Below are 26,528 nucleotides of genomic sequence, written 5' to 3'. Positions count from 1 at the left end.
CTGCTGTCAGGGTTCCTGTTCGAACCGATCGAGGGCCGCGGGACGGAAGGGGGGCCTTCGGCGCTGCTGTTCCGCGGCCAGGTAGGCCGCGGCCATCTGGGAGGCGTTCGGGCCCGGGCCGGGTGCGAAGGTGCTGTACCCGCCGTACCCGCCGTAACCGCCGTAGCCCGGGAGGGTGATGACGACGCTGCTGGTCTTCCTCCGCCAGTACGTATACGGCCCGACGGTGATGCCCCACCCGGTCGCGTTGTGAAAGCCCATGTCGAGCTCCATGGTCTGCTGGCGCAAGTGCTGCAGGAACCCGGACTCGTCTCGCCAGCTAAACAGGCGCAGCATGATCCAGGAGAACCCCACGCCGGCGGCTGCCGACCAGGCGACGGGAACGGCGGACCAACCGGCTGGGGCGGACACCGGCAGGCCCGCGCGGCGGGCGAGCCACGCGGCTAGGTGGAGAACGGTGCTGGGTGCCCAGAGCAGGGCCGCTGCGGCAGCGGCGAGCAGGAGCGCGGCCGCCAGGGCGACGAGCACGCCCGCGACAAGGCGGCGCCGCGGTGGCCGGGCACGGTTGAACGGCTCGTCCTCGCTCACCTTGGTCCACAGTCTCTCGGCGCCGACGAGGGTCGCGAAGCCCAGGGGCAGGACGAGCAGGACGGCGCCGACGGCCAACACGGCGGCGCACAGCAGGAACGCGGGGACACGAAGGTGGGCGGGGCCCGGCAGGGCGAAGCCGTCGGCCCACAAGGAGGCCGTCCACAGACCCGCAGCTCCGAAAAGGACCGTCACGAGCCAGACGGTCACATGTACGAGGAGGCGTATCGCGCGCGCACGGAGCGCGGCATGGCGGGCGATCTGTTCGTCCTTGAGCCGCAGTTGCGCGGTGAGTTCGGCGAGCTGCGACTGTATACCTCTGGTCTCGGCGTCCTTGCGCAGCCAGGACGCCTCGATCTCCTTCGCGTGGTCGGCGGCCGTGGTCAGCGCGAGGGCTTGTTCCTGCGTGATCTCCGATCGGCCGGACGCGTTCGCCTGGGCCGTGTCGAGTTGCGCGCGGAGCCGGGCCTGGCGCTCCAGTGCCAGGTCGTACGCTCCGCGGTGTTCGCGCACACCTGTCTCCAGTCGGGCGAGCTCCTCCAGAAGGTGTCGGCGGGCCTGCGGCTCGTCCGTGGCCGGCCCGCCGAGGACGGCGCGCAACTGCTGCACGCGGCGGTGGATGGTGTCCTCGGCATCGGCGTACTCGGCGATGCGGTCAGCGGAATCGGCGAGCTCCCGGCGCAGCCGGTCGGTGAGGAAGTCGGACTCGCCCAGGTTGTGAAGGGCGTGCTCCAGCCGGTCTTCGGCGTTGGGGCTTTCGGCCAGGGCGTTCTGGCGCAGTGCACGCAATTCGGTGAACACGTCCGGGACGAGCGGGTGGAGGGCACGGGCGGAGATCCAGGCCAGGAGATCGATGAAGTCCTCCGGGGCGATGCTCCTGGCCGTCAGGTACCGGCGCACCGTTGTCCAGTGGTAGGAGTGGGGCCCGTCGTCGCGGTGGCCGGGGCGACGGGCCCCGTCCGGGTGGCGTAGCTGGCTGAGCTGGTGCAGCTTCCTCAAGGAGAGGGACCCGAGGTTCTCGGCCGCCTTCTTGAGGGCATCGGCGAACGCCCCCGCTGCGGAGCCGTCGGGTGACTCCTCGGTGTTGCCGCCGGTGTCCTGTCCGGCGGGTGTGTCCTCGTCCATCCGTCCCCTCCACATGGAGCCGCTGCGCGGGGCCGGCGGCCGACATCCGGCAGCGCAGTACCCGGCTGTTCCCGAGGCCGGGCGGGCACCGCGGTGACGACGGTAGTCGCCCTGACCCCGCCCGTGGGCCGTAATGCGGACCTCTGCCCGGGGAGCCAGGATCCATGCGGGTCCGGCCGACGGCCGGCGCCCTACAGGTGCGTGCCGATCCACGGTGACACCACCGCCCGCACCGGCGGGCCCGGGGTGGCTGCCGGTGCCGGCGGTGTGCCCCAGGTCCGATAGATCCGCCAGGCGCCGGCGCCGGTCTCGACGCGGGAGTCCCAGACGCACCGGCCTGCGTGGCCGGCAGGGTGGTAGCGGTGGTGCGCAGACCCGGTGGCCGGGCCCCCTCCAGTGCGCGGTGCACCCGGCGCAGCTTCGCCGTGTCGGCCCGGTGGCCCCGTTCCAGGCAGACCAGGGTGCAGGTCACGGCGTGTGTGCAGTGCAGCCTGAGCACCGGCTTCTCCTCGGTCCGGGGCATGGCAGAGGGCCCACCCCCTGGTGGGCGGGCCCTGGGCGGGCTGCGGACCCGGCGGGTCAGTCGGTGGGGCCGTCACACCTGGTGCAGGTAGGCCTTCATGTCCTCAAGTCGAGATGGCGCTGGGTCAATGAATTGCGGGAGACGCCGGCTCGATGGCGAGGGCGACGACGCAACGAGATTTACGAGCGGGTCCAGGCACACGGTGGCACCCCCGACGTCGAGACCCGACTCCGCAAAAAGATCACTGCGCTCAAGCAGACCATCGCGAACAAGAACAACAAGATCGCCCGGCTTGAAGTGGACGTCCAGGGATTCCTCGCGGAGAACACCAGACTCACCCTGGAGAACCAGGAACTCCGTGACGTGCTCAGCAGTCACTACACCAACGTGACTCCTCTGCGAAGCTTCCTACATCCCAACGGCCAGCCCTAAGGTCATGATTCCTTAGCCAACCCGTCCGGGCATTGGTTGGCGAATTCGAATCAATAAACCGATAGGCAGCCAGGCCAGCTACGCGGAGATGGAATTCGCGATGCGCTCGGCGACAAGAGGGTCGGAAAGGTAACCATCAATGCCGTGGCGGTTACCACGGGGATTCTGAACGTCGCTAATATTCTCGACCCTAAGATTGGGAAATTCAACTCGATCCAACCGGGGAAAAAGTGCAACAATATCCCGGACATCGGCCGCATTGAGCCAATGCTGTACACCGGGGGGCCTGGCGACCGGGCGCGGTAGCCGATCCTTGATGGTAGGGATACCGAGTGGCGAGCCCAGTGTAACCAGCAGTCGCACATCCGCTTGATGGCGGAGTTCCGTTAGCGCCCAGTAAGCAACAACCGAACCGAGTGAATGTCCCACCACTACAAGAGGCCCCTCATCGAAGGCCTCCGCTACGAAGTCATTGATCTTCTTTCGCAAATCTTCCCTCAGGAGATAGATATGCACATCTCGATAGAAGCAGCGGAAGAATTCTTCACTGGCGACGCTGGAGCGCTTGACGAGAGCCCGCGCCGCTGCCAGAACCCAAGGGGCGTCCTGGATTCCTCGTTGCACCGCCCGCTGGCCTATCGGGACTTCGGAAGCAATCTCTGAGTCGGAAATATCCGCCCTGTCGACCAGATCCACAATAAGCTTTGCTTCGAATTCATCGAAGGGTTCTTCTGACCCTCTTGTGCGTGCGGCGCCGCGCGAATTATTAGCAGCTTCATCGAGAATCCTGCCATAAAACGGTAACTTGATTTCAAGCTGCTCGGGAAGCGATACAAATGCATTTGCACAGCCATCCTGAAGCGCCTTCAGCCATTTCCCTTTCAGTTCATTCTCGGTCGATTCTCCTTGGCCTCGCCCGTGCACAAGAACCAGTCTCATCGAATTTCTCCCATGGTCAACAAGAATGGAGGAACCGAACCGATCGGACCCTCATCTCACGGGTCAAGAAGATCCTGAAGCAAGAGCTGTCGGCGGAGCAGCGCCGAAGGGGCGAGCAGAGTGGTCCAGTAGGCTGGTGCCAGATGAGGTTCCACCATTCGAGCCATGGCCTTACCTCGTCCGGGTGTATATCGGAGAATTCCCCAGCCGCGGGCAGTGAGAGGGAATCCCGGAATCACGTCAGCAGAAATGGGAGCTCGATGTTCTGCGAGCAACGCTACATCGAATGGGATTTTGAGATTTCGCTCTCGAAGCGTGTGAATCAGGTTACGAACAGCTTTGCCGTCGCCAAGGCTGTGGAGCGAATGAGCCAAGATTACGGCCAGCGTCGGGTCGAAATGCGTCTCAAGTGATTCGACCATATCCGTATTGTCCGCCCGCGACACAGCTCCTAGGCGTGCGCGAGCCGACATTCGTGCTACCAACTCGACATCCGTCCCGCCGACGGCATCGATGTACGCGAGATGCTGCACGCCCGATTTATCCACCCGCATTTGCAGGGAGCATCTCGGGAAGAATGCTGTAGCTGCCCACAGCGGGCGATTGATCCAGCTCATATCAAGGCGCACAAGAACTGGACCTGAAGTGCGCTCTTGTAGGCTCTCCAGATACCAGCCGCTGTCTCCAACGGGCTTCAGGCTGGTAATGGGTGGGGAAGGCGCCTCAAGGGATGGAGAGAATCCGTCTCCAAACTGAACATAGACGCGCTGATGTGATTTTGAGCGAGATCCATTCGGCCTCCCTGTCCCGATCACAGACAGGGAGCCTGGCTGGCGTCTCCCCTTTTCGGTCGCGCGTAGATTTTCACCAGCCTCTCGGGCGATAGCAGGATCTTCGTCGGGAAAGTCTTGGATTAGTTCTATTTCGGTCATTGCTGGTGAAGACTCCCCCTCCCCATCCGGCGTTGTTGGCGAGTCACCGTTTCTGATCCAGGACATTACGTGAGTCGGCCATATTGAAGTCGGACTCGAGAACGGTGTCTGGATTCTCTCCAGCATTTCCTGAGCGCGCCGCTGGACAGTCGGCTTAAGGTACGTCGCAAGTGAGTGCGAGACGACAGCCCACGCCTCCTTGGCTTCAGGTTCGGGGGTGGGGACTGCCGCTGTTCGATCCCGCCCCTCCAAAGCTTCCAATAGGCAATGGCTATAAATTCCGACACATTCGGGGTCGTCCCGGCCTTCATATGCAGACTTTCCCGGCAGCGTGGCCCAGAATGCGTCCACTGGAATTCCATCATCCGGGAGTTCGGATACCGGTGCCAATATAGGAGCAGCGCCCTGAATTTGCCAGGGCGACTGCCGTCGACAAGCGTCCACAAATATGGCAATATGGGGGATTCCCGAGGCAAACGTGAGCAATAATAAGGTATCAGTTGCGTCGATGATCTCGCCGTGGTCCGCAAAGGCTCCGGGAAGGAGCCATAGGCCACTTCCGCCTCGATTGTCGTCGAATCCGTGGCCGGCGAAATAGATGAATAGCCGATCCACGTCGCGGCGGGTTTTCTGCCTGCGCACCAGCCTGTCGAGCCAGTGTTGAATTTCCTGGCGACTGACTGATCGCTCATCGTCAATGAACGTCTTGACTTCATCGAAGTGCTGGTCGTCCCTTGCCCATCTGGCGAAGCGACGTGCTCCGCGGCAAGCACCTGGGAGTGGTTCCAGCTCGCGGCGGCCGGGGACCTTCGCGACTCCAATGGCAAGCGCGGCCTGCATACCGACCGACCTCCCTGGTCATCCCTGATCAGCGTCTGCCCCGCTTGCTGCCCGGACAACCAGGCGGGACTGGCGTTAAGCCACCCGAGTGACGCACTACGCCAGTGATGGTGGGATAGGAGCCCTGAAGGCATGCGCGAGACAGTAGCGGGAGCTAGTGAAGAGAGCCACGGCTGTGGGATCAAGACCAGGTAACGGGCGACTTGCGCGGAAGCCTCCGGCACCTCCTCTGCCTGCCCAAGTCGGGTCGGGACGCAACTCCGCCACGGTCGCGTGGGCGATCCAGCCCGTGTGCTCACTGGAGGCATCAGGTCTCTCAACATGCTGACTTGACAGGGAAGCCCAGGCCGGACCGTCCACGGTTCGGCCGGTGCGTCGACGGGCCGCCGGCCGGGCCGCCCGCGGCCCGGGCGGCGGATCCGGCGGCGCAGGGCAGGCGGCAGCGCAGTGTGGATGGTCCAGCGCATCCGGGCGCCGGCCAGGGTGCGGTAGCGGAGCGCGCCGCGGCCAACCGCCCTGATCGGTTCGACCGCAACGCTGGACCCGTTGCCGCCCGGTCCGGCCCCCGCGACAGGGCAGGCGGCGCGCGGACCGGCGGGGAGAGTGAGGGGGCCGGGCCGGCGAGGCTGGTGCTACTCGCCGGGGTGTCCGGCCTCCTGGGCGGCCTTGGCGCAGGCGGAGGGGCGACGTGCCAGTACCGGGGCTGAGGATCCCTCTGGCCGGGGAGGGGGATGTCGTGGAGCCACGGGCCGGTGATCGGCGGCGCGCAGTCCTCGCACAGCGGTGGCACCGCCTCCTGCCCGGGGCCGGGCGGGCCCGCCGGACGACGCGGACGAGGACGGCCGCAGGGTGCTGGGGATGCCGGACGTGCGACCCGCGCCCGCTGGAATTGCTCGCTCATTTCCGGATTCCTCTCGAATTTCTCCCGTGGATTCATTCCAGAGGCGCGGGAATGGAAAGTCCCGGCCGTCCTTCGGGCAGCCGGGACTTCGTTTTCGGCGACACACACGGGTGTGGCGGAGCGTTCGGGGCCTCTAGAGCCCCTCCAGGTCCATCCACGCGACGTCGTTGAGCTCGACGTCGAGGCCGCGGGCGCGGTGACCGCCGTCCTTGAAGTAGTGCTCGCGCAGGCCCTCGGCGAGGATCCGCTCCTGCTCGGCCTGGGAGGCTCCGGCGTCGCGGGCGGCGTAGAGCTTCTGGGCCACGGAGCCGGGCATCTTCTGGGTGATGGTGCGGGGGCGGGGGTCGTCGGTGGATCCTGCCGCCGAGCTGTAACCGAACGTGCCGGCGATGTGGAGCATGAAGCCGTTGGTCTCGGCGGCGTTGCGCACGCGCTGCTTGACCCTGGGCTGCCACTTCGCGCGGACCCGCTCCTCGACCTTCTTCGCGGCGGCGTGCTTCGGGGTTCCCTGGCCTTTGAGCCAGCGCTGCACGGTGCGCTGGCTGACGCCGAGCTCGGCCGCGAGAGCCTTGGTGGAGCCCTTGGCGCCCTTGAGCAGGAACCGCATCCGCGCCTGGACGGACTGCGGGATCGGGCGGGTGCGCTCCGCGCGCTCCAGGCCCTCGTCGACCTCCCCCAACGGGCTCATCCTCCTTCGGTGACGGTGACGGTGACGGTGACGGTGACGGTGACGGTGACGGTGACGGTGACGGTGACGCTGGCGGTGGTGGTGACGCCCGGCGGTCGGGGCCGGGCGGCCGCCGTTCAGTGGCTCCAGCCGATGAGGGTCAGGCGGTCGCCGCGGTCTTCGAGTTCCGCCCGTGAGACCGCTTCATCGCGGGCGTGGACCAGCGGCAGCAGCAGGTCGTCGCCGCTGTCGCTGGTCGGGACGTCGTTCCACACTCTTCCCCGCTCGTCCAGCCACAGCGCGGTGTGGTCCCCGCTCGGCGCGGCGAGGGGTGCGAGCAGGCCGGCCAGCTCGGCGGCGCGCAGCCAGGTGCCGGCCTGTTCGGTCAGCTCGGCCCGGATCCCGGGCTTCAGGCGCTCCCAGGCGGCCTTGCCCGTCCTGGTGTGGCGCCAGTACGCGGCGGCGAGCTGCTCGGCGCGCGGGTCATGCTCCGCGTGATCGATGTGCTGGGTGTCCACGTGCTGGGTGTGCTCCATGGGTCCTCCCCTGGGTCGGGCCGCCGGTCGGCGGCCCGTGCCGGCAGTCGTGCGGTATCGGGCCGGGCCCGCGGAGTGCGGGTCCGGGCCGGTGCGGCTACTCGTCGTCGGAGACGGCGCCGCCGGTCTTGATGTGGCGGGCCGGGTTCGCCCCGTCGGCGAGCAGGCCGGCGATCTCGGCCATCGGCCTGCTGCCCTCGAACTTCACCATCCCGGGGCTGGCGCCCAGGCGCAGCGAGGTGGTGAGGGTGTGGTCGGGGCGGGTGAGGATGTCGAGGGCGCCTGGGCCGGGTGAGGCGAAGACGGCGCAGTCGGAGAGGACGGCGATGGCGTGCAGGCCGGTGTCGGCGGCCATCTTGCGGAGTTTGCGGTGGAGGTTGACGGTGGCGGTGTCGATGACGAGGGCGCGCATCAGCGGGTCCCAGGTCGGGCGGTCCAGGGCCGGCCAGCGTTCGCCGGGTTTGTAGCCGTGGCCGCGGGGGCGTTCGCGCATCTTGCCGATGGTGCCCTTCGCGGTCTGTTTGATCGCGGTGAGGACCGCGAGCTCCGCCGGGTCGCCCTGCTGGAGGTTGGCCATGGCGTCGAGGAACGCGACCGGGTCGGTGTCGGCGGGGGTGAGCGGGACGCCGAGGGCGGCCATCGTGTCCAGGTAGGCCTGGCGCAGCCGCTTGTGCCACGGGTCGAGGTAGGGGCCGTGCTCGTGGCGCAGCCAGCCCTCGGTCGGCTGCGGGCGGGCGCCGAGTTCGATGGCGTAGGCGACCTTCGCCGTGGAGTACCAGGCCGGTCCGCTTGGGCGGGAGCCGTCCGCGGTGAACGGGGAGGGGAGCAGCGGGTCCGTCTGGACGCCGGACAGGTCGACCAGCCACGAACCCGGGAGCTTCGCGTCGAACGCCGGGTTCAGCTCATGGACCGGGCCGGACAGCGGCAGCACCAGGCGGCCGGCGGCGGCGAGGAACGCCATGTTCACATCGAGGCCGACCGCGAAGGGCGCCGCCGCTTCCGCGTCGGTCAGCTCACGGAACCAGTCCCACGCCTCCGTCACCAGCTCTTGCCCGGGTCCGCGGTCCTGGGCGAGCGGGTGGATGTCCGGGACCTCGGGCGGGGCCGGGTCGAAGGCGTCCTGCGGCCGGGAGCCTTCCACGGGCCCGGAGATCCAGCCGGCGTCGGTGCGCACCGCCCGGGTCGGGGGGCGCAGCGCGGTGACGAGTTCGAGGCCGGAGACGGCGGTGGAGCCGCGCGGGGTGAGGACGCGCTTCGTGTAGGTGCCGAGCAGGCGGGCGAGATCCGACGCGGTCAGGCCGTCCGGGATCTGCCAGCCGCCGGAGGCCAGCGCGCCCCAGGCGGGGACGCACAGCTGCACGCACTGGCGCTTGCCGTCCTCGGGGGTGCGGTAGACCCGGGCCCACGGGCCCAGGCCGCGCTGCGTGAGGAGCCAGCCGGCCTTCTCGATGGCCTTCACTGTCTTGTGGGTCTTCGGCAGCTGGCCCAGCCGGGGGACGAACTCGGTCTTCTCGTCCCGGCCCATCGGCGGCAGGCCCAGCTCCGTCAGGGCGGCGTCGGTGAGGACGACCAGGGCGTCACCGTCCTTGCCGTGCCGGTGCAACCGGGGCGAGCCGAACCTCTGCTCCAGCGCCCACTGCACGACGGCGGCCAGGGTGCGGGCGGCCGGCGCGGTCGGCGCCTGGGTGCCGTCGGCGAGGTAGGCCACCAGCGCCCGGCCGGACGAAGCGACGTCCAGCACCGCGAGCGGACCGGACGGGAACCGCGCGGCGGCCGCCGCCTCCCAGTCGGCCGGCCCCTCCGCCTTCGCCGCCACCTTAGCCGGGGCCTTGCGGGCCCCCGACGACGAACCGGCGGCCAGACGCGACGGCGCGCCACGGCGCGGCGCAGCGGCCAGGCCGGCCACGGGGGCGGTCGGCCCGGCCACGGGGGCAGCGGTGTTCGGAGCGACGTTCGGATGGCGGGCGAGCGCCTCCAGGGCGGCCTGCGAGGGCCCAGACGACTCCGCCCGGGCGTGCCGCTCCACGGCCGGGGCGGCCGGGGCGTGCTCGGTGCTGGCGGGCTGGGCGGGCGCGGCCGCCGCCTCGGCCGGGCCGGCCGTGGTGGCGGCGGCGGTGCATCAGCCGCCCATGTGCACCGGATGGCCGCCGGAGCGGTAGGGCGTCGGCTGGCCGCACCGCACACACGGCTCCGGCGCCCCGGACACCAGCTCCCCCGCCGCCGTGCGGTCCAGCTCCACCAGCTTGTCGGCGTCAGCCGCGGCGGCCTCCGGCACGGCCGGAGCGGCTGCGGGAACCGGCGGCGCGGCCGGGGAGGGAACGGGCTCGGTCCGGGCCCGCCGCGCGGCCGCCGACTCGGGGGCCGGTGCGGTGGCCGGGGCCTGGACGGTGGCGGGCACGAGACCGGCGGCCTGGGCCCGGCGCAGCCACGCGGTGGGCTCGACCGTGCCGTGGCGCAGCGCCAGCGTCGCGAGGAACCGGATGTACACCTCGCGCTTCGGCGGCCGCGGCTCCGTCGCCCCGGCCTCCCAGCGCACGATCGTCTCCCGCCGGGTCTTCAGCGCCTTCGCCAGGTCCTCCTGGGTGTACTCGGCCGCCTTGCGCAGCCGCTCCCGCTCAGCCGGCGCCGGCAGGTCGTCAGCCGGCTTCGGCCGCTCCAGCAGCGCGTCGATCGCCGCGAACAGGTCGTCGCTCATGAACACCTCCCCTTTCCACCCCCATTATAGCGGAAAGTCACTTCTGGATCGCACTTTCGAATCGCACATTTCTCTTTTGAGGGATGCCGCGCGACAGGGGCCGGCCCGGGGTGCGCGCCCGTCAGACGGTGATCACCGTCTGGGTGCCGCCGACAACGGCCGCGCGACGTCTCTCCGGCAGCAGCCTCAGCGCGTGGGTCGGGCCCGCCACCAGGTCCGCCACCGCGATGCCGTAGTGCGCCGAGAGCCGGTCGAGATCGGCCACCGCCCAGCCGCACCGGCCGGCCAGCTTGCGGCTGACCTGCGCCTGACTGAGCCCCAGTCCGCACGCCAGGTCACCCTGTGACTCACCCGAGCCCCGGAGCAGCGCGGCCACCGTCGCCCGCAGCAGCTCCTCCGCCGACGTGCCCATATGCGCCCTCCGTATCAGACATGCGAGACACGTATAACGACCGGTCAGGGCATCAGGTGACGGCCCCAGCCGGACGGGGGTGGCCGCACCACGCGGACACCATTAACTGATCGCTTCAGAATGCGGTGCGTAGTCGTCTCAAGCAGATGATGGCGCAGGCGAGTTGAAGGAGCGCCTGGTGGCGGTCGACGCGTATCTCGTAGCGGATACGCAGGCGCATGAACTGGTGCAGCCACGCGAAGGCGCGCTCTACCACCCAGCGAGTCTTGCCCAGGCCGGATCCGTGCGGGGTGCCGCGGCGGGCGATCTTCGGGGTGATACGGCGCTTGCGGATCAGGCGGCGGTACTTGTCGAAGTCGTAGCCGCGGTCGGCGAACAGGCGCCTGGGACGGTGGCGGGGACGGCCTCGCCTGCCGCGGATGCGGGGCACGGCGTCCAGCAGCGGCATGAGCTGGGTGACGTCGTGCCGGTTCCCGGCGGTCAGCGAGACGGCGAACGGGGTGCCGTGCCGGTCGACGATCACATGGTGCTTGGAGCCGGGACGTGCACGGTCCACCGGCGAAGGCCCGGTGTGAGCGCCCCCTTTGAGCGCCCTGACGTGCGAGCCGTCGATCGAGCAGTCGTCCATGTCGAGGAGTCCGGCTCGGCGAAGCTCGACCAGGAGGGCTTCGTGAAGGCGGGGCCAGACTCCGGCTTCGGTCCAGTCCCGCAGCCGCCGCCAGCAGGTCACTCCGCTGCAGCCGATCCGCTCGGCAGGCACGTCCGCCCAGGTCACGCCTTTGCGCGGCACGTACACTATGCCGACCAGGGCGACCCGGTCGTCCAATGGCTTCCGGCCGGGAAACCGGCGCCTGCGCGGTGGCCGGGCTGGGAGCAAGGGGGCTATGCGTTCCCACAGGTCGTCGGGTACAAGATCGTCAGCCATTTGGCAGACCCTGCCAAGGTGGGAGTCGTGCGGAACGCCTCAGGGGGGTTTCGGGGTGATGGGCCTCGCGAGAGCGTGTCGGCGTCGTGCGCGATCGTGATTACCGACCGAAGTCGACCTCGAGGAGGTACCGGCTGCTGAGCGGGTGCTGGCTGTTTCCTTGCGTCAGGGTCTGGCGGAGCACGACACGCCGGATGATTGGGGCGGCCTGTTGATTGGATGGTGTGACCTCGCCCTCACAGCCCTTCTTCGAGGTCAAGCAGGCACTGCTCCCGGAGTAGTCGAACGAACTCACGCCGGGGAGCTTCTTGACCCACTGTGTTGCGCTGTCCACTGGGTCGCCGCATTTGTCGAGCTCGTCGCTGTTGCATTCCGCCGTGTACGTCACCCGCGCCCGGTCCTCGGAGACACGGGCCACGGACTCCCGGCGGTAGCCCTCGGGGGACCTGTGCCCTTCGGCCGCGCGCAGGTTTTCCTGGTACGTGGAGTTGAAGGCGTCAGAGGTCATCAGCACGTAGCCGGTCACCGCGACGGCCACCATAACCAGGGCCGCAATCACGCTGAGCACGGTCCGGCGCGTGGACCAGCGGCCGCGGGGGGAGGCGGAGGGGCTGGGCGGGAGGGCCACCGGGGCGGCGACGGGCATGGCCTGGCCAGCGGCGGGAGGTGATGCCATCGAGGTGATAGTCCGGGCCTGCGGCATGGGGGCCAGTGACGACGGGGCCGATGCGGCCGCGTCGGTGTCCCGGGCTGAAGCATCGGGAGTGCCGGGGGCTGGTGCCCAGAGGGTGACGGGCTGCGCCAGTCGCGCTTGCAGCTGGCCCATCGTCAGCCGATCGGCCGGGTCCTTGCGAAGCAGCCCCTCCAACACCGGGGCGAGGGGGCCGGCCTGCACGGCGGGCGCGGGTTCCTCCGTCGCCACCGCGACCAGAACGGCGCTCGGAGTGGTGGCGGCGAACGGCGCGCGGCCTTCCACGGCGGCGTAGAGCGTTGCCCCCAGGGACCACAGGTCGGACTCGGCTGTCGCGGGCAGGCCGCGGACCTGCTCGGGAGCCATGAACGCCGGCGTCCCCATGATCATGCCGGTCGCCGTGAGGGTGGCGTCCCCTTCCAATGCCGCGATCCCGAAGTCCGTCAGCACGGCCCTGCCTTCTTCGAGGAGGATGTTGGCCGGCTTGATGTCCCGATGCGTGATCCCCCTTTGGTGCGCGGCGTTCAGCGCGGCAGCCACTTGCCGGCCGATGTCCGCGACCTCGTGCGGCGGCAGCGGGCCCCGTGCCTCGATGAGGTCGGCCAGGGATCCGCCGGTCACCAACTCCATGACGAGCCATGGCCGTCCGTCCGTGCCGGCTATCCGGTCGTACACGGTGACGATGCCTGGATGCTTCAGCCGGGCTGCGGCGCGGGCCTCCCGGTCGAGCCGTGCGATCCAGTTCGCCCGTTCGGCGTCCCCGAGGTGCCCGGGCAGCCGCAGCTCCTTGACAGCCACGTCCCGCGCCAGCTGCGTGTCGTGGGCCTGCCAGACCGCACCCATGCCGCCCTGGCCCAGGAGGTGTGCCAATTGGTAGCGCGCCGCGATGAGTTGACCGCTGTTGTCGTCCACGGGTGAATACTAGGAGCTCGTCACGTGATCTTGTCGCTGGGCAGGGTGTGACTAATGTGGCGATTTGGCCGTTCGTGATGTGCGCGTACTCGGCAGTAGATCGTGAACGACGGCCCGGGGGCGCTGATGGTCCTCCACCGGCCTTCGGTCCGGGATCGGGTCGCGGCCATGGGTCTCCAGTCGATGCGCGGGGCGGGATGGTGCCGGTGGCGCTGGCGCCAGGATGGCCAGGGGCCCGGCGTCCTGTCTGCCGAACCTCTAGATCGCCTTCTGCGGGGCGAGCGCAAGGGCGCACCCAGCACCAGCAATGGCGTCGGCAGGGGCGACGGGAGGCGTACAGCACCTTCATTTCCGCTGTTGCGGCTCATAGAGACTCTTCTGACGGCCTCGACGTCGCGCTCGGTCCAGCCGCGGGCCAGGTCGGCGCCGTAGTGGAGGGTGCGGATGCCGTCGTGGCCGCTCCAGCGCAGCCACATCGCGCCGCGCACCAGCGGGGAATCCAGGATCGGGCGGCCCAGGTCCCGGTCGCCGGGCGCGGGCCGGCTGCCGCACGGGGCCGGCTCCAGCCGCGCGGGCGCGCGGTCGGCGCCGGTGGCGTCGGTGGTCACGGCCGTTCCTCCTCGACGCGCACGATCCGGTACAGGCCGTCGCCGTAGAGGTGGCCGTCGTGCTTCTTCCTGGTCAGGCGCACCGCGTCCTCCACCGAGGTGGCGTAGGCGTGCGTGACGATCACGGAGCAGCCGGGGTGCGCCGGGCCCACGTGCCTGGCCGTGAGCTGGTAGTTCCACCGCTCCCGGTCGGGGTCGTCGTGTTCGTCCGTCGCATCGAGGCGCAGGGCGTCGGCGGACATCTTCCGGAGCAGGAGGAGGAGGCGGCGGTCGGCGGTGCCGGGCGGGGTGGGACGGCGCGTTTCGCCGGTGCGCGGGTCGAGGTCGGCGCGCCACTGGGTGGCGGCCGGGCGCAGGCTGTTGACGCGGCCTTCGGGCAGCAGGGCGGTGCTGACCTTGAGGCGGCTCAGGGCGTCGTAGAGGGGGTTGAGGTCGCCGGGGGACCACAGGACGACGGTGCGCTCGGCGAGGAGGCCGGTGAGGTCGGCCAGGGCGGGGGCGGGGTCGATGGCGTGGTCGGGGGCGCCGGGGGTGCGGGGGCCGGGCTGGAGCGGCCGTGACCCGCCGTTCGGGGTCGCTGGGCCGCACTGGCTCGGCCAGGCGGTCGGCGAACTGGAGCGACCCGGCCCAGCGCGCTGATCCCGGCCCGGCGGTCGTGAGGATCTAGGGTCAGTGCCGGATCCCTGACAGCAGGTCACCCGAGAGGCGGCGCGAGATGCCGGCAGAGCCCACCCGAGAACACGACGTCCTGGTGGTCGGAGCAGGGGTGCCCGGCCTCGCCTGCGCTCTCGACCTGCGCGAGGCCGGCCTGGACGTGCTGCTGGTGGAGCAGGCCGAGGCGGTCGGGGGGCGGGTGCGCACCGACCGGCGCGCCGGCTTCCTGCTGGACCACGGCTTCCAGGTGTTCAACACCTCGTACCCGCAGGTGAAGCGGCGGCTGCGACTGGCGGAGCTGCGGCTGCGCCCGTTCACCCCGGGTGTGCTGGTGCAGACCCCGCGCGGCCGGCTCAGGTTCACCGATCCCACCCGGCGCCCCCAGGCCGCTGCGGACCTGCTGCCCGGCCGGCTCGGGTCCGCCCGGGACATCGCCGCGCTCGGCCTGCTCAGCGCCCGGGACGGGCTGCTGCCGCCCGCCCTGCTCCGCCGGAGCCGGGACACCTCCACCCGTTCGGCGCTCGCCGCGTCGGGGATCTCGCCCGCGTTGGTGGAGGACTTCCTCCGGCCGTTCCTGTCCGGCGTCTTCCTGGAGGAGGAGCTGGAGACCTCCGCGCGCTACTTCCACCTGGTCTGGCGCAGCATGCTGCGTGGCACCCTCTGCCTGCCGAACGCCGGCATCGGCGCGGTGCCCGCGCAGCTCGCGGCGGGCCTGCCGGCCGGGGTGCTGCGGCTCGGCACGCCGGTGCGGGAGCTGACGGCGGCCGGGGCGGCGCTCGCCGACGGGACCGAACTCCCGGCCCGGGCCGTGGTGGTGGCCACCGGCCCGGGCGCGGCCGCGGCGCTGCTGCCGGGGCTGGCGGTGCCGGCCACCCGTACGGTGACCACGCTGTACCACGCGGCGCCGGTGCCCCCGCTGGCCGAGCCGACCCTGCTGGTGGACTCCGCGCGGCGCGTGCTGAACACGGTGGTGCTCAGCGAGGTCGCGCCGGGGTACGCGACGGACGGCCGGGCACTGGTCTCCACCTCGGTACTGGGGGCGGCGGACCACCGGGAGGCCGAGGTGCGGTCCGCGCTGGCTGGGCTGTACGGGACGGACACCTCCGGCTGGGAGCACCTCGCCTCGTACACCGTGAGGGAGGCGCTGCCGGCGATGCCGGCGTCGTGGCCACTGATCCGCCCGAGCCGGTTCGGCGCGGGGCGCTATGTGTGTGGGGACCACCGGGCGACCGGCTCGCTGCAGGGGGCGATGGCCTCAGGGACGAGGGCGGCGCGTGAGGTCCTCCAGGACCTGGGCCGCTGAGACTGTCGACCCGTGTGACAGACGGCCAGGCAGTCTCCGATACGCCCTCACGTCAGAGACGCACGGCACACCGCCAACGGTCCGCCTCCTTGCGGGTGGGGACGTAGACCTTGCGCAGCGCCCGGACGGCCTTGTCCAGTTCCTCGGCCGGCGACATGAACAGGTCGCTGTCCAGAACTTCCAGGCCCGCCATCCGCCTGTACGACGTGCCACACGCGTCCAGCGGCCGCTCGAATCCCGTGCACCACATCAGACGCCTTGCCTGCTTCGTTGAGCGCCGGCAGCCCGGCCGCGATGGCCACATCGACCGCGGCGTCCAGAACTTCGGCCGCCGTGAACTCCCCGCACGCCGCCAGCTCGCGCACCAGGCCGGCGGCCTTCGCCGGATCGTCACGCCATAGCTCGGCGACCTCGTCACCGGCGCCTGCCAGGTTGATGACCGCGCCCTGCTCCGCGGTCGGCAGCGGAACGGGCCAGGACGCTTCGGGCTCCTCCACGATCTCCTGTGCCCGCGCCAGCGCCGCCCTCGCGGCGCTGGTCCGCCGGGCCTGCTCCCGCTCCCGGGCGACGGCGGCCGGCCACCGGGCCTCGTCCTCGGCCCGGGCCGCCTCCAGCAGCGGGGCGGCCGTGTGGCTGAGGTAGACCACCGGGAGGGGGTCCACCACGACCGCTTCCTGCCCTGGCGGGGCGTCGGCGACCGGCTGGTACAGCGCCTGCGCCGCCGTAGCGCAGGCGCCGACCGTGGTGGTCAGAGCGGCGATCAGCCGGGCGTGGCGGCGTCGACGGGCAGGCACCCGACGGCCAGGTGGTCGGGCAGATGGGCTACGTAGACCAGGTGCCGGCGCCGAAACGGCACGCTCTCGCCCGGCCGACCGGGCAGGGCAGGGTTCCGCGACAATCAGCCGGTCACGAAACCACCGGCACCCCGAAGGACAGGACAGCCGGCAGGACAGCCGGAACCGGCCGGGCGGGCGGGCCGGGACCGCCGGGGCAACCCGGTGCTCCTGGCGGCCATCACGCCGCGCCCCGGCGTTCGGAGGACCTGGCTTGTCCTCAACCGGCTTCGGTAGCCACTGAAGCCTTGTAGCCGTCGAGCTCGGCGAGCAGCGTCTCAACAGCTTCTATCGACGCATGGGGAGAGGCGGCGGCTCGGGCAAGCCGGTCCATCAGCTCCAGCACAGTGGTGTCGTCCATCGTGGAAAGCCAGGCACCGATCACCTGAGGTGGAGTAGGTGCCGCGTAGGTAGCAAGGAGGTCAACAAGGCCGGATCGGGCACTCACTACTGCGATCCTCTGCTTGGCCCGGCGTGCGGCGGACAAGGTCCCCGCCCGGGGGAGTTCACGGCGCAGGTCCTCGTGTCCGACCGTGATGTCCAACTGCGGTGGGAGCGGGGTGACGCTGTGAGAACCGGTGATGAGGATGGGAAGGGCCGTGGTGCGCACCCATTCCTCCAGATCCCCCAGTTCCAGCGCTGCGATGTGCCATTCAGCGGTGTGGGGGCGTTGCAGGGAAACAGAGGGCGTGATGGAGATCCCGATGCGGAGACCCTTCGGGGCGCTCGCGAGGATGTCCCCCGGCCGGAGGGGAAGTCCGTCGCCGGGCTGGGGGTTCGGCTTGAGCGGCAACGCGACCGTGACCTCCGGGTGGGGGTAGTCAGGATGGAGACCGCCGAGGCGCGTCGCCGCGACGGCGGGGGTCCGGTGCTTGGCAAGGTTGGTGTACTCGGTCAGGAGGCGGAGCGGGTGACTGTCCGGGTCACCGTCCTGAAAGGGCTGCAGCCCTGGCGCGCCTCGTCCGCCAAGCCGCCATCACCACGCTCCTGGACGGCACCGAACGCATCACTCGCGCCGTCCTGGAGGACATCGACCTCGACCACCTCGCCGAAGAGCAGTACCGCCCCCGCGCCAGCGCCCGGCGATGACGGGCATGGCCGGCGCACCTCCCATCGCCCCTGGCTGTCTGCGCGTACGACCCATACCGCACGAGAGCACCGCCTCCTACCTCACCCGCCTGGCACACGCCTACCGTCAGAGCCTGCCCCAGCTCCTGGAAGCCCTCACGATCGCCGTCGACGCACAAGGCAAAGGCCTCGCCACCGCGCCCGGCGCCGAACTCCATCCCAACCGCGCCGCCCAGGTACGCATCGCGGCCCTCGCTCGGATCCCGCACGCCCATCTCGCCCGGGCCCTGCACCGATGGGAACTCGTGGCCAGCACCCGACCGGCCCGACCAGGCAGCGGCCACGCCCTGCCCCACATCACCTGGCAGCGCACCCCACGCCATCGCCGACCCCCTGGCGCCGCCTGCCCCGCCTGCGTTCTGCACCACACCCGCGGCACCACCCAAGAGGCCCGTGCCTACACCCCCGACCACCGACGGCTATGCCGGCGCCACCACACCTGGCCCGCCGACGGCGAGCACGGTGTGGTCCTCGACGTCGCCGCGCTCCCCGAACTCCAGCACGCGCAAGCCACCCACCGACGCTTGCTGCGTCACCCCGGCGCAGACCTCGCCTGGAGCTGGGCCCAGACCATCACCACCCGCTGGTACGACCACCAGCAACACGCGGCCCCCAGGTGGCACCGGCGCGCCACCACCCTGGAGCGGACCAACCCCCGTCTCACACCGCGCACCTCATGGGCGCTCCTCGCCCGGGACAGCGTCACCTACCCCGAAACCGTCGCCCTCGCCCGCGCCCTCCACCACCACCGCGTACTCATCACCCCCGACGACCACAACGGCACCCGCCGCCACACCCACCCCGCCATCACCTCATTCCTCCACCACACCGCCACCAGACTCAGGCTCCCCCACCTGGATCCGTCCGACGACGATCCCCTCTGGGTATGGACCCACCACCACACCCAGACAAAGCCCAGCACGGCATCACCGCGCCGCACCGCCTTCCGAACACCACGCATCCACACCGGCGACCCCACCACGAACTGAAGCAGGTCAGGTCACGTCGAAGCTGTGCGACCAACCGCTCCCCCAACGACCGCTCGGCATGGCTGGTGGGGCAGCGGCACCTCACACGCCAAACATCGAACACAGCGCGACAGGCCGGACCGTGGCTTCAGGTCGCCCGTCACGGGGTGCTTCCGCGTGGGGTCGGAAGGTGAGCATGCCCCTCTTCGAACGTGCGGTTCCACAAAGACCGGTAGCCATCCAGCTCGCCGGGGCTGAGGTCACTGGGACCGCTGACACGAACCGCCGTGGTGTCCCAAGGGCGCAGCCCGTCGGTACGCGGCGTCAGCAGAACCCCGAGAGTGGAGACGTTCTCAGGATCGCCGGTGCGTTCAACGGCCTCGTGCTGGCGCAGCCGCACGTAGCCGGAGAAGGCCCGCTGCACCAGATCGCTGAAGCGGGTGGTGCAGCCGAGAATGAGCTGGCGCCTTCCGTCAGGATCCAGCTTCCGCCTGAAGCGCCACTTGTGCTCGTCGTCGGCCATGTTGGGGACATCATCGAGCATGTCGAGGAGCAGTCGGCCCCACTCGGTGCGGGCCGAGACGGGCAAGCGGTCGAGATCGGACAACATGAGGTGGCGCTCCGCCTCCGTCCCGTACTCGGGCAAAGGACTGCGCGCGATGTCCTCCAGAAGGATCCGGGTCATCATGTGAGCGTGGGTGTCGTCCTTGCCGGCCGGGACCTGGGGAAGCAAAGGAGCGGACCACAACCGGCTCCCCTCCCCCACCAGGCTCGTGTCAACGGGACCAGGCGCAGCAGCGGCGTCGGCTGCTGCAAGCTCGTAGTAGCGCACAGGCTCGTCGTCGAGAGCGACCGACGGCTGGCCGGCCGCCCGGAGGAGGTAGTCGAGGACCGCGGTCGTGGAACGCAGCTGGTCGAAGAGGAAGTCCCAGTCGCGGCGGGTCACGGCGATCGCCGGCATACCGGGGTCCTCCCACTGCGCGACCGTGCCCGCGGGTACCTGGTGGTAGTCCAGGACCATGACCGCGATCCACTCGTAGTCCCCTCCACGCACGGTAAGGGCGCGGCCGCGGCCGTTGACGAACTCGGCATCGGCCAGGCGCAGCATGCGCACGGTGCCCTTGGCCTGCCGTACCGCCTTTCCGGTGACCTTGTTGATCCAGGTCCGTTCGGCATCGTCGGCCTTCGGTGCGACGGTACGGCTCTTGACCTGGACCACGGCCGCGCGCCGGCCCGCGATCAGAATCCGATCGCCGAGCTCTCACGCTGGCCGGAGCCCTTCCGGGCGAGGGCGGGCTCGAACACGAAGTCCGGCAGTCCCCAGGTAGCAGCGGCCGCGTGGGTGGCCATCTCGGCCCCAGTGCCCTGCTCGACATCAGCCGGCAACGGCAGAGCATCAGGTATTCGGCGCATGAACGGACCCAGGGCGGTGTCCACGATCAAAGTGAGTTCCGCGCCGCCCTTGACGGGGCGCCAGCTGACCTGCGACTGCGTCTCTTCCACCCCGACCATTAGACGCCCCCCGAGCCCGGAAGCTCACCCACCCCGTTCACGAAATCTCAACAGCCACCCGCGCCACAGCCCACGCCCACCAGCAAGCCACCCACCGACAGGGCTATCACCGAACCCGCCACAAGCAGGACACCCCTCAAAAGAACAGCACTACTCTCACCACACCCGCGAAACCCCCAGCCCAAAGACCTGCCGACCAACTCGCCAACACCATCAACCCGCCGATAGCCCGACCCGACCCACCACGCCCAGACACAAGAACCTCTCAACCAACCCGCAAAACCAAAGCCCCACCACCACCCCGAACCGCACACCCACCGCCACCCCATAGCAGCGCGGCGATGGCGTCGACGGCTTGCCCGGCGGGCCGCTGGGCGGGCTGCGGGGCGTCGATGCGGGCCGCTGGGTCGGGACGGCGGCCGGGCCCGCCCAGGCGGTTGCTGGCGGCGCTGGGGGCGAGGGCGCGCCGGGCGGGCGACGGGTTGCTCACGGGGCGTTCAACGAGTCCGCTCCGGGCCGGATCCGGTTCAGGGGCGGGGAACTCCCCGTCCGAGCGGCTTCCTTGGATGTAGATGGTGAACGGGCCGGGGCCACTTGGGAGGCCCAGTTCGTCGGCGTTCGGTCACCAGTACACGATGCAGACGCAGGGCAGGCCCCACCACTCGTCGGCGTAGCAGCCGCAGTGGTCGATGGTCACGTCGACGCCGACGGCGGGAATGACCGTCCGGCGCCGGTCCCGGTCACCGTTGGGCGCGGGGACGCGGTGCTGGTGTTGCGGACGCTGAGGGGGCAGCGGCCGCCGCAGGACTGCTTCGGCCGTGAACTGAGGGGTACTCATGATCGCTTCCCCGTTTTGGTCTTGACGAGTTCGGGCGGCATCGAACCGCAGCACGGACAGGGATCCGTGATGCACATGCAGTTCGGGATGCATTCGCTAGGCACCGAGCGGGACAGCACCTGCGGCACGACGGCCATGGGCGCGGCACGCCCGGACGGCGAGCCGCTCATTCCGTAGTTCCCCCGGGCGGGTTCGAGGGAGACTTCACCGGTGAAACCCGGCAATTGGGCTTGCCGTGTCATGTCGGTCACCGGTCCTTTCTGGCGAATTTCTCGGATTCGGATGTCGTCCCCGGCGACGGGACGGGGTCGTCGATCCGCCGTCGGAGATTGTGGATCTCGAAGGCACCTTGGTGGGAATCACCTCGCGATGTAGGGCGCGAGCTTGCTGACCAGGAACGGGTACTTCTCGGTCACGTCGACCCGCACGAAGTGCCGGCTGACCACGTCGGTCTGCCGGTCGCGATAGGAGAAGATGACGTTTACCACCCGGCGACTGGTCGCCAGCCGGGAGATGTCCACGTCCACTGCGGTGAGTGCCGCGTTCGCGGCCAGCTGCTCGGCGGCGATGTGGTAGATCGCCGGGTAGCGCACCGACAGGTAGTTGAGCGCCCGGTGTTCGTCGGTCGCCCCGGCGTTGTCCGTCAGCTGGGCGATGTTCAGGAATAGGTCCCGGGCCACGGAATCAAACCGCTCGGCCGCAACGTTCTCGGGCCGGGGGATCGAGCCGATGAGCGCGTCGGCATCGAAGGAGTAGAGCTGGTCGAAGATGCAGATGGGCAGGGTCAGCCCGTTGCACGCCTCCGGCGGCGCGATCGGGCCGAGTGTGCCGATAACCACGTCGACGTCGGAGTCCGTGAGCCCTTCCTCCGGCCTGAGCGACTTGATCAGCAGCTTGAAGTCAGCCGGGTCACGGGGGCGCAGCAGATACGTCTCCACCCCTTCGACGGTGAATACCCAGCAGATCTCCCGTGCCAGGTAGCGGTTGGCGCGGTTGCCGAGGAAGCCTCGGATGGCCTCGCGGTCCGTCAGTCCGGCGGCATCCGACCGTCCCACCACCTGCGTCCATTCCTTCTCTACGCCCAGGCTCGGGAAGCGCGGCTCGATCCGGCCCAGGGCGTAGACGTGCGCGGGCGGTGATTCGGTGCCGGGTTCCGGCGCGGCCGGCAGCGACTGCAGCGCCGCCGTCTGCGGGATCGCCTCGGCGGGTGGCGGTGGCGGTGCGGGCACCGGTGACGTGGGCACCTGGGCCATGGTCACGGGAGGCGGCGGCTGCGCGGCCAGTGCGGCCGACGGGCTGTCGCCTGGCAGGGCTGTCAGGTCCTCCTGGTCCACTCTCGGCTCTTCCATGATTCACCTCCGCGCTCTCCGGCTTGGGTGTCGGCCGGGTTGCTCGATCGATGGGGTCGGGTCCGTCATGGGTCGGGTCTGTTGCCGCGGTCGGGTCCTTTACGAGGGTCGGGTCTGTAGTCAGGGGCTGGGCCTGTCGTGGGGTCGGGTCAGTCACGCCGGCCTGAGACGACGACGCGACGATTCAGGGCCGCCGCCCGCCGCAAGCATCCGCCGCAGGGCCTGATCCCGACGGTGGATGTCGCGTGCTTGACGACGTCGCCCAAGCCGATGTCCTCGTCGGAGACGAATCCCGGCAGGCGGACCCGGATCGGCGCCCGTTCCCCCCGCTGTCTTTTGGGCATCGCTGTCACCCTTCCTTTCACCGTCTCGCTCTCCTCGACCCGTCGGCACCCGGTAGTCGGCCGACTCGGTCGCCCTCGCCGTCACCCGCCACTACTGAGCAACGCGTACGCGCGCCAGGCATCCAGCAAAGGTGGCGCGACACCGCGACGCGGCCACGCGACCGCCCGCAACAGGGCCGAGCGCACCGCGGCCCCGCGTGCATGCGGGACACACGACCACACGAGCGCGGCCGCGCCGGTGACGAGGGGGCTCGCCACGCTCGTCCCGCTCGACCTCGTAATTCCGCCCCCGGGCGTGATGCCAGCGATGTTTTGGCCTGGCGCTCCGAGGCCGCGCCGCCCCATCGACGCCGCCAGATCGCAGCTGAGCAGCGGCACCACGTCACACCCGTACGCGACTACCGGAACGACCCACGCATGGCGCGTGAGCATCGATCCTCCGACCAGGCCCCGGTTCCCGGCCGCGACGAAGACCACCACCTGCCGGTCCCGCGCGAAGTCGAGGGCCTCCCGGAGGCAGCGCTCCCCCGCCGGCGCCAGCCCCACCAGCGCGGCGCTGATGTTCAGCAGCCCGGCGCCCGCGCGCACGCAGTCCACGATCGCCCGGGCCAGCTCCTCCGCCGTCGCCGACGGTCCGCCGTTGCCTGCGGCGCCCCGGGCCCGGCCGCTATCGCCGGTCCCTCCGGCTCCCGACGGCGGGCCGTCGGCGAACACCGGGCGCACCAACAACGTGCACCCCGGGCAGATCCCCGGGGCAGGCGTCCCACGCCGCGCGTGGAGCAGCCCCGCGACAAACGTTCCGTGCGAGAGCGCCGGGGCCTCTTGAGCCGTTGGCGTAAGTGGAGCGGTTGGGACAGGTGACACAGCCGGAGCAACCGTTGCGGGCGCACCCACCACCCGGATCCGCTCCCCCGCCAGTGCGGGATGCCCCACCGCCACCGGACCGTCGATCAGCCCCACCACGACCTCGGGAACGCCCTCGGTCGCGGCGGCTAACCGGCCCAGCGACAGCAGGTCGCCCTCGCGGGCCCTGGTGTCGTCGCCCAGCTGTACTGCCATCGGTCCTCACCGACCCGATCAGAACGAGGTACACACATCACTCATTCGTGTGCGATAGTTCCACGCTAGCACCGATCCAACTTCCTTATTCCACCGAGCAATCCACGAACCCAGCACAGTGTGCGCACGGTAGTCGGCGCCCCGGTAGAAACCCGAAAGTAAGCGCTTCACCACCTTAGGCTGACTACACGCCGTCACCTCGCTCGGTGACAGTGCCGAACCACAGCCGGCCCCAACCCACCGCCGGGGCCTCTGGGACGCCGGCGCCGCCGCCGACTTCCCGGAGTGCGAGTTCGGCATCCAATTCATCCCCGAACAGGCTGGGGAATTCTCCATGCCGTCTTCCCGCACCGGGCTGCCCACCGCCGGCGAAGAGTTCACCCCCGGCACCCTGGGCGGCGACGAAATGGAGCGGGCCGCGGCCGTGCTGCGGGAGTGCGGCCTGATGCGGCTCGGACGCCGCAGCGGTCGCACCGATTGTCCGCGCTGACGCTGGCCGGCTTCGTGCGCGGCCTGCCGCAGGTCAGCCTCGGCACCCGGATCCCCTCCATGACCGGCTCAAACTGGGTGCAGTCGGCGCACTGCCCGGGCGTGATGACCAGCGAGAGCACCCGGCAACGGCCGTCCGCAATCAGGTGGATCTTGGCTGTGAAGCCGCCGCGCGAGCTGCCGAGCGCCTCACCTCCCGCACCACCTTCGCCAGCCGGTCGATCATGCGCCCGAACCCGAGCGGCTTTGACCATCTTCGCGGAGCCTCTTTTGAGGGCGGGCGGCGGAGCGCGCCGGGCGCCGGCGGCGTGGTGGTGTGCACGTACGGACGTCGAGTCGACCGAGATGTCCCAGTCGATCTCGCCGGCCGCGTCCGCCTCCGCCTGCACCCGCCGCAGGAGCATCTCCCACGTTCCGTCCGCCGACCGGCGGCGCTCAACTGTGCGCCAGGGCATTGCCTAGGGTGTGAATGCCGGGCTTGCGGTTGACGCTGCGGCAGCTTCTACGGTCGTGACCAAGGCCGGAACGACCGGCCCGGCGAGACGAAGGTACGGAACGAGGACGATGGACCTGTCCATCGCGGAGGTGGCCCGGGTGTCGGGCGTGACCGCCCGGACGCTGCGGCACTACGACGAGATCGGCCTGCTGCCGCCGGCCCGGATCGCCACCAACGGGCACCGGTACTACGGGGAGACGCAGCTCCTGACGCTGCAACAGATCCTCGTGCTGCGGGCCCTCGGCGTCGGTCTCCCGGAGATCGGCCGAATCCTCTCCGAGCAGGTGGACGAGATGGAGGCCCTGCGCGGCCACCACCACCGTCTCCTTGCCGAACGGGACCGGCTGGACTCCCTGGCCACCACCGTCGCCCGCACCCTCGCCGACCTGGAGCGATCCCGAAAGGACGGACAGCTCATGACCATCAACCGCCCGGAGAACCTCTTCGAGGGCATCCAGCCCGACCAGTACGAGGACGGCCTCCAGGACTTCCCCGAACTCGCCGAGGCGACCGACCGCCGCACCGCGACGATGGACGCCGCCGAGATCGAGGCGGGCCAGCGCGAGCGAACGGCCGGGATGATCCGCCTCGCGGAGCTCCTGGCGGCCGGCACCCCGGCCTCCGCCGACTCTGTCCAGGCCGAGATCGACGCCCAGTACCGCTCGCTCGCCGAGCTGCACCCCGTCACGCCTGAGGAGTTCCGCGCCATGGGCCTCGGCTGCGTGCAGAATCCGTCCTGGCGTGCCGCCTACGAGGCTGTCACTCCCGGCCTGGCCGAGTACCAGCACACCGCGATCGAGTTCTACGCCACCACCCGCCTGGTCTGACCCGGCACCGGCGGTCCTCCTCCTCATCCCACCGGACGGTGGAGGAGCGCACGGCTCAGCCGGCCCCCGACCCTGCCGCGGCGATCAACAAGCTGAAGACCTTCCGCGCGGTCGCGACCAGATTCCACAAGCGCGGCTACGTCTACCTCGGCACCGTCACAGCAGCCGCACTCGTCATCCGGCTCCGCTCATGATCGCCAGGACACTGCCTAAGAGGCTAAACTCGCCGACCTTCGGACGGGCGGTCCGGGCGGGCGGCGCGTGGGTGCCGACGGCCGGGCGGCGGGGAGGCGCGAGGCACTGGACGGGGCCGTGGCTACATTGGAGCGGATCTTGTACACGCCGCCCGGCTTCGGGTCGCCGTATGCCCGAGCGGCCGTCCTTCGCCGGACGCCACCAGGTGTCGTCGGACACGGAAACGTCAGTGCCGTTGGCAGGAGAATGTCAGCGATTTTGGGCGCGGCCCGAGCCTGACGCCAGAGGGGCGGTCGGGGAGTCGCGGGGCGTCGGCGAGCGAGTCGCTGTCAGGACGCGCGGCGGGTGGCCCGCTCGGGCGCCGGCGGTTCCTCGCGGCGCGGGAGATCGAGTGCGGCGGCGCCGGACGTGGCCTCCGGGGCGTGGTCGCGCCACGGAAGCCACGCGGGCGGCCGATGCGCGCGGCGCCGGACGCGACGGCGTCATGCGGTCGGCGTCAGGCGATACGGGCGTCGGGCGGTGCGCCGTCAGATGGCGATCTTGCCCATGCGGAACTCTCGGTCCGCATCGGTGCCGGTCTCCAGCTCGGTGATCCACGCCTCGAAATCGGCGATCTCGTCGAGCGTCGGAGCGGGGCGCGTTGCCTCAACGACTGCAGCGGTCATTGGTGTCACCCCCCTTCTGACGTTCTGATCGGCGCATACCTGGGCGCCGTGGGCTCAGGGCTTCTTGGTGAGCACGATGTCGAGCTCGGTGACCCAAGCCTCGAACTGCGCGAGCTCCTCGTTGGTCGGAGCGGGACGCGTA

Annotated in this window: 26 protein-coding genes and 2 pseudogenes; 5 read left to right on the top strand and 23 right to left on the bottom strand. The window is 70.2% G+C overall.

Annotated features, from left to right (window positions below):
- Window positions 1-6: 6 nt before the first annotated feature.
- The 13 genes from ACZ4UX_RS26875 to ACZ4UX_RS26815 all read right to left on the bottom strand — a co-directional run bounded on the left by ACZ4UX_RS26875 (window position 7) and on the right by ACZ4UX_RS26815 (window position 14,424).
- On the bottom strand, window positions 7-1,713 hold the full coding sequence (locus tag ACZ4UX_RS26875) for a hypothetical protein (protein ID WP_465708569.1): 1,707 nt from the start codon (window positions 1,711-1,713) through the stop codon (window positions 7-9).
- A 595-nt stretch (window positions 1,714-2,308) separates the two neighbouring features.
- Entirely contained in the window at window positions 2,309-2,614 is a 306-nt protein-coding gene (locus ACZ4UX_RS26870; protein ID WP_465708568.1) for a hypothetical protein, read from the bottom strand.
- A gap of 132 nt (window positions 2,615-2,746) precedes the next feature.
- Entirely contained in the window at window positions 2,747-3,607 is an 861-nt protein-coding gene (locus ACZ4UX_RS26865; protein WP_465708567.1) for a PGAP1-like alpha/beta domain-containing protein, read from the bottom strand.
- A 56-nt stretch (window positions 3,608-3,663) separates the two neighbouring features.
- Window positions 3,664-5,379: a caspase family protein gene (locus ACZ4UX_RS26860; protein WP_465708566.1), complete on the bottom strand. Its 1,716-nt coding sequence runs from the start codon at window positions 5,377-5,379 to the stop codon at window positions 3,664-3,666.
- A 1,034-nt stretch (window positions 5,380-6,413) separates the two neighbouring features.
- Complete coding sequence (gene tpg / locus ACZ4UX_RS26855) at window positions 6,414-6,968, bottom strand: telomere-protecting terminal protein Tpg (protein WP_465708565.1); 555 nt, start codon at window positions 6,966-6,968, stop codon at window positions 6,414-6,416.
- 116 nt (window positions 6,969-7,084) lie between these two features.
- Window positions 7,085-7,483: a hypothetical protein gene (locus tag ACZ4UX_RS26850; protein WP_465708564.1), complete on the bottom strand. Its 399-nt coding sequence runs from the start codon at window positions 7,481-7,483 to the stop codon at window positions 7,085-7,087.
- Window positions 7,484-7,580: 97 nt separating this feature from the next.
- Window positions 7,581-9,509 carry a telomere-associated protein Tap gene (tap, locus tag ACZ4UX_RS26845; RefSeq protein ID WP_465708563.1) on the bottom strand — a complete coding sequence of 643 codons (1,929 nt, stop codon included), beginning with the start codon at window positions 9,507-9,509 and terminating at the stop codon, window positions 7,581-7,583.
- Between the two features lie 93 nt (window positions 9,510-9,602).
- Window positions 9,603-10,178 carry a helix-turn-helix transcriptional regulator gene (locus tag ACZ4UX_RS26840; RefSeq protein WP_465708562.1) on the bottom strand — a complete coding sequence of 192 codons (576 nt, stop codon included), beginning with the start codon at window positions 10,176-10,178 and terminating at the stop codon, window positions 9,603-9,605.
- Between the two features lie 121 nt (window positions 10,179-10,299).
- Entirely contained in the window at window positions 10,300-10,590 is a 291-nt protein-coding gene (locus ACZ4UX_RS26835; RefSeq protein WP_465708561.1) for a helix-turn-helix domain-containing protein, read from the bottom strand.
- 115 nt (window positions 10,591-10,705) lie between these two features.
- Entirely contained in the window at window positions 10,706-11,515 is an 810-nt protein-coding gene (locus ACZ4UX_RS26830; protein ID WP_465708560.1) for an IS5 family transposase, read from the bottom strand.
- 100 nt (window positions 11,516-11,615) lie between these two features.
- Entirely contained in the window at window positions 11,616-13,118 is a 1,503-nt protein-coding gene (locus ACZ4UX_RS26825; RefSeq protein ID WP_465708559.1) for a serine/threonine-protein kinase, read from the bottom strand.
- Window positions 13,119-13,138: 20 nt separating this feature from the next.
- Window positions 13,139-13,726, bottom strand: a complete 588-nt coding sequence (locus ACZ4UX_RS26820; RefSeq protein ID WP_465708558.1) for a hypothetical protein — start codon at window positions 13,724-13,726, stop codon at window positions 13,139-13,141.
- Entirely contained in the window at window positions 13,723-14,424 is a 702-nt protein-coding gene (locus tag ACZ4UX_RS26815) for a hypothetical protein (RefSeq protein ID WP_465708557.1), read from the bottom strand. The genes ACZ4UX_RS26820 and ACZ4UX_RS26815 overlap by 4 nt, the downstream gene beginning before the upstream one ends.
- A gap of 17 nt (window positions 14,425-14,441) precedes the next feature.
- Here ACZ4UX_RS26815 and ACZ4UX_RS26810 point away from each other — a divergent pair, with 17 nt between their 5' ends.
- Window positions 14,442-15,683 (top strand): NAD(P)/FAD-dependent oxidoreductase, encoded by a 1,242-nt coding sequence (locus tag ACZ4UX_RS26810; protein ID WP_465708556.1) that lies wholly within the window; start codon window positions 14,442-14,444, stop codon window positions 15,681-15,683.
- Window positions 15,684-15,730: 47 nt separating this feature from the next.
- Here ACZ4UX_RS26810 and ACZ4UX_RS26805 read toward each other — a convergent pair whose 3' ends face one another.
- Window positions 15,731-16,348 carry a hypothetical protein gene (locus ACZ4UX_RS26805; protein WP_465708555.1) on the bottom strand — a complete coding sequence of 206 codons (618 nt, stop codon included), beginning with the start codon at window positions 16,346-16,348 and terminating at the stop codon, window positions 15,731-15,733.
- 388 nt (window positions 16,349-16,736) lie between these two features.
- Entirely contained in the window at window positions 16,737-17,309 is a 573-nt protein-coding gene (locus ACZ4UX_RS26800) for a hypothetical protein (protein ID WP_465708554.1), read from the bottom strand.
- Between the two features lie 301 nt (window positions 17,310-17,610).
- On the opposite strand from ACZ4UX_RS26800, the gene ACZ4UX_RS26795 reads away from it, so the two are divergent.
- Window positions 17,611-18,633 carry a TniQ family protein gene (locus ACZ4UX_RS26795; protein WP_465708553.1) on the top strand — a complete coding sequence of 341 codons (1,023 nt, stop codon included), beginning with the start codon at window positions 17,611-17,613 and terminating at the stop codon, window positions 18,631-18,633.
- A 139-nt stretch (window positions 18,634-18,772) separates the two neighbouring features.
- On the opposite strand, the gene ACZ4UX_RS26790 is transcribed toward ACZ4UX_RS26795, so the two are convergent.
- The 6 genes from ACZ4UX_RS26790 to ACZ4UX_RS26765 all read right to left on the bottom strand — a co-directional run bounded on the left by ACZ4UX_RS26790 (window position 18,773) and on the right by ACZ4UX_RS26765 (window position 23,714).
- Complete coding sequence (locus ACZ4UX_RS26790; RefSeq protein ID WP_465708552.1) at window positions 18,773-19,831, bottom strand: hypothetical protein; 1,059 nt, start codon at window positions 19,829-19,831, stop codon at window positions 18,773-18,775.
- 20 nt (window positions 19,832-19,851) lie between these two features.
- Entirely contained in the window at window positions 19,852-20,115 is a 264-nt protein-coding gene (locus tag ACZ4UX_RS26785; protein WP_465708551.1) for a hypothetical protein, read from the bottom strand.
- A gap of 631 nt (window positions 20,116-20,746) precedes the next feature.
- On the bottom strand, window positions 20,747-20,962 hold the full coding sequence (locus ACZ4UX_RS26780) for a hypothetical protein (protein ID WP_465708550.1): 216 nt from the start codon (window positions 20,960-20,962) through the stop codon (window positions 20,747-20,749).
- Window positions 20,959-21,213 (bottom strand): hypothetical protein, encoded by a 255-nt coding sequence (locus ACZ4UX_RS26775; RefSeq protein ID WP_465708549.1) that lies wholly within the window; start codon window positions 21,211-21,213, stop codon window positions 20,959-20,961. The genes ACZ4UX_RS26780 and ACZ4UX_RS26775 overlap by 4 nt, the downstream gene beginning before the upstream one ends.
- A 108-nt stretch (window positions 21,214-21,321) precedes the next feature.
- On the bottom strand, window positions 21,322-22,296 hold the full coding sequence (locus ACZ4UX_RS26770) for a cyanobactin maturation protease PatG family protein (protein WP_465708548.1): 975 nt from the start codon (window positions 22,294-22,296) through the stop codon (window positions 21,322-21,324).
- Between the two features lie 440 nt (window positions 22,297-22,736).
- Window positions 22,737-23,714: a S8 family serine peptidase gene (locus ACZ4UX_RS26765; RefSeq protein ID WP_465708547.1), complete on the bottom strand. Its 978-nt coding sequence runs from the start codon at window positions 23,712-23,714 to the stop codon at window positions 22,737-22,739.
- Window positions 23,715-24,048: 334 nt separating this feature from the next.
- Between ACZ4UX_RS26765 and ACZ4UX_RS26760 the strand changes: the two genes are divergently transcribed.
- On the top strand, window positions 24,049-24,204 hold the full coding sequence (locus ACZ4UX_RS26760) for a hypothetical protein (RefSeq protein ID WP_465708581.1): 156 nt from the start codon (window positions 24,049-24,051) through the stop codon (window positions 24,202-24,204).
- On the opposite strand, the pseudogene ACZ4UX_RS26755 reads toward ACZ4UX_RS26760, so the two are convergent.
- Window positions 24,194-24,655 (bottom strand): annotated as a pseudogene (locus ACZ4UX_RS26755) (transposase); the annotation flags it as partial. The gene ACZ4UX_RS26760 and the pseudogene ACZ4UX_RS26755 overlap by 11 nt on opposite strands.
- 112 nt (window positions 24,656-24,767) lie before the next feature.
- On the opposite strand from ACZ4UX_RS26755, the gene ACZ4UX_RS26750 reads away from it, so the two are divergent.
- Both ACZ4UX_RS26750 and ACZ4UX_RS26745 read left to right on the top strand, forming a co-directional pair.
- Window positions 24,768-25,526 (top strand): MerR family transcriptional regulator, encoded by a 759-nt coding sequence (locus ACZ4UX_RS26750; RefSeq protein WP_465708546.1) that lies wholly within the window; start codon window positions 24,768-24,770, stop codon window positions 25,524-25,526.
- Between the two features lie 83 nt (window positions 25,527-25,609).
- Window positions 25,610-25,720: pseudogene (locus ACZ4UX_RS26745) on the top strand (IS5/IS1182 family transposase); the annotation flags it as partial.
- 528 nt (window positions 25,721-26,248) lie between these two features.
- On the opposite strand, the gene ACZ4UX_RS26740 reads toward ACZ4UX_RS26745, so the two are convergent.
- Window positions 26,249-26,386, bottom strand: a complete 138-nt coding sequence (locus ACZ4UX_RS26740; RefSeq protein ID WP_465708545.1) for a hypothetical protein — start codon at window positions 26,384-26,386, stop codon at window positions 26,249-26,251.
- Between the last annotated feature and the right edge of the window lie 142 nt (window positions 26,387-26,528).

Source organism: Kitasatospora sp. NPDC028961, from assembly GCF_055564815.1.
The sequence above is the reverse complement of the archived record's forward strand: the minus strand, read 5'-3'. Positions and strand labels throughout refer to the sequence as shown.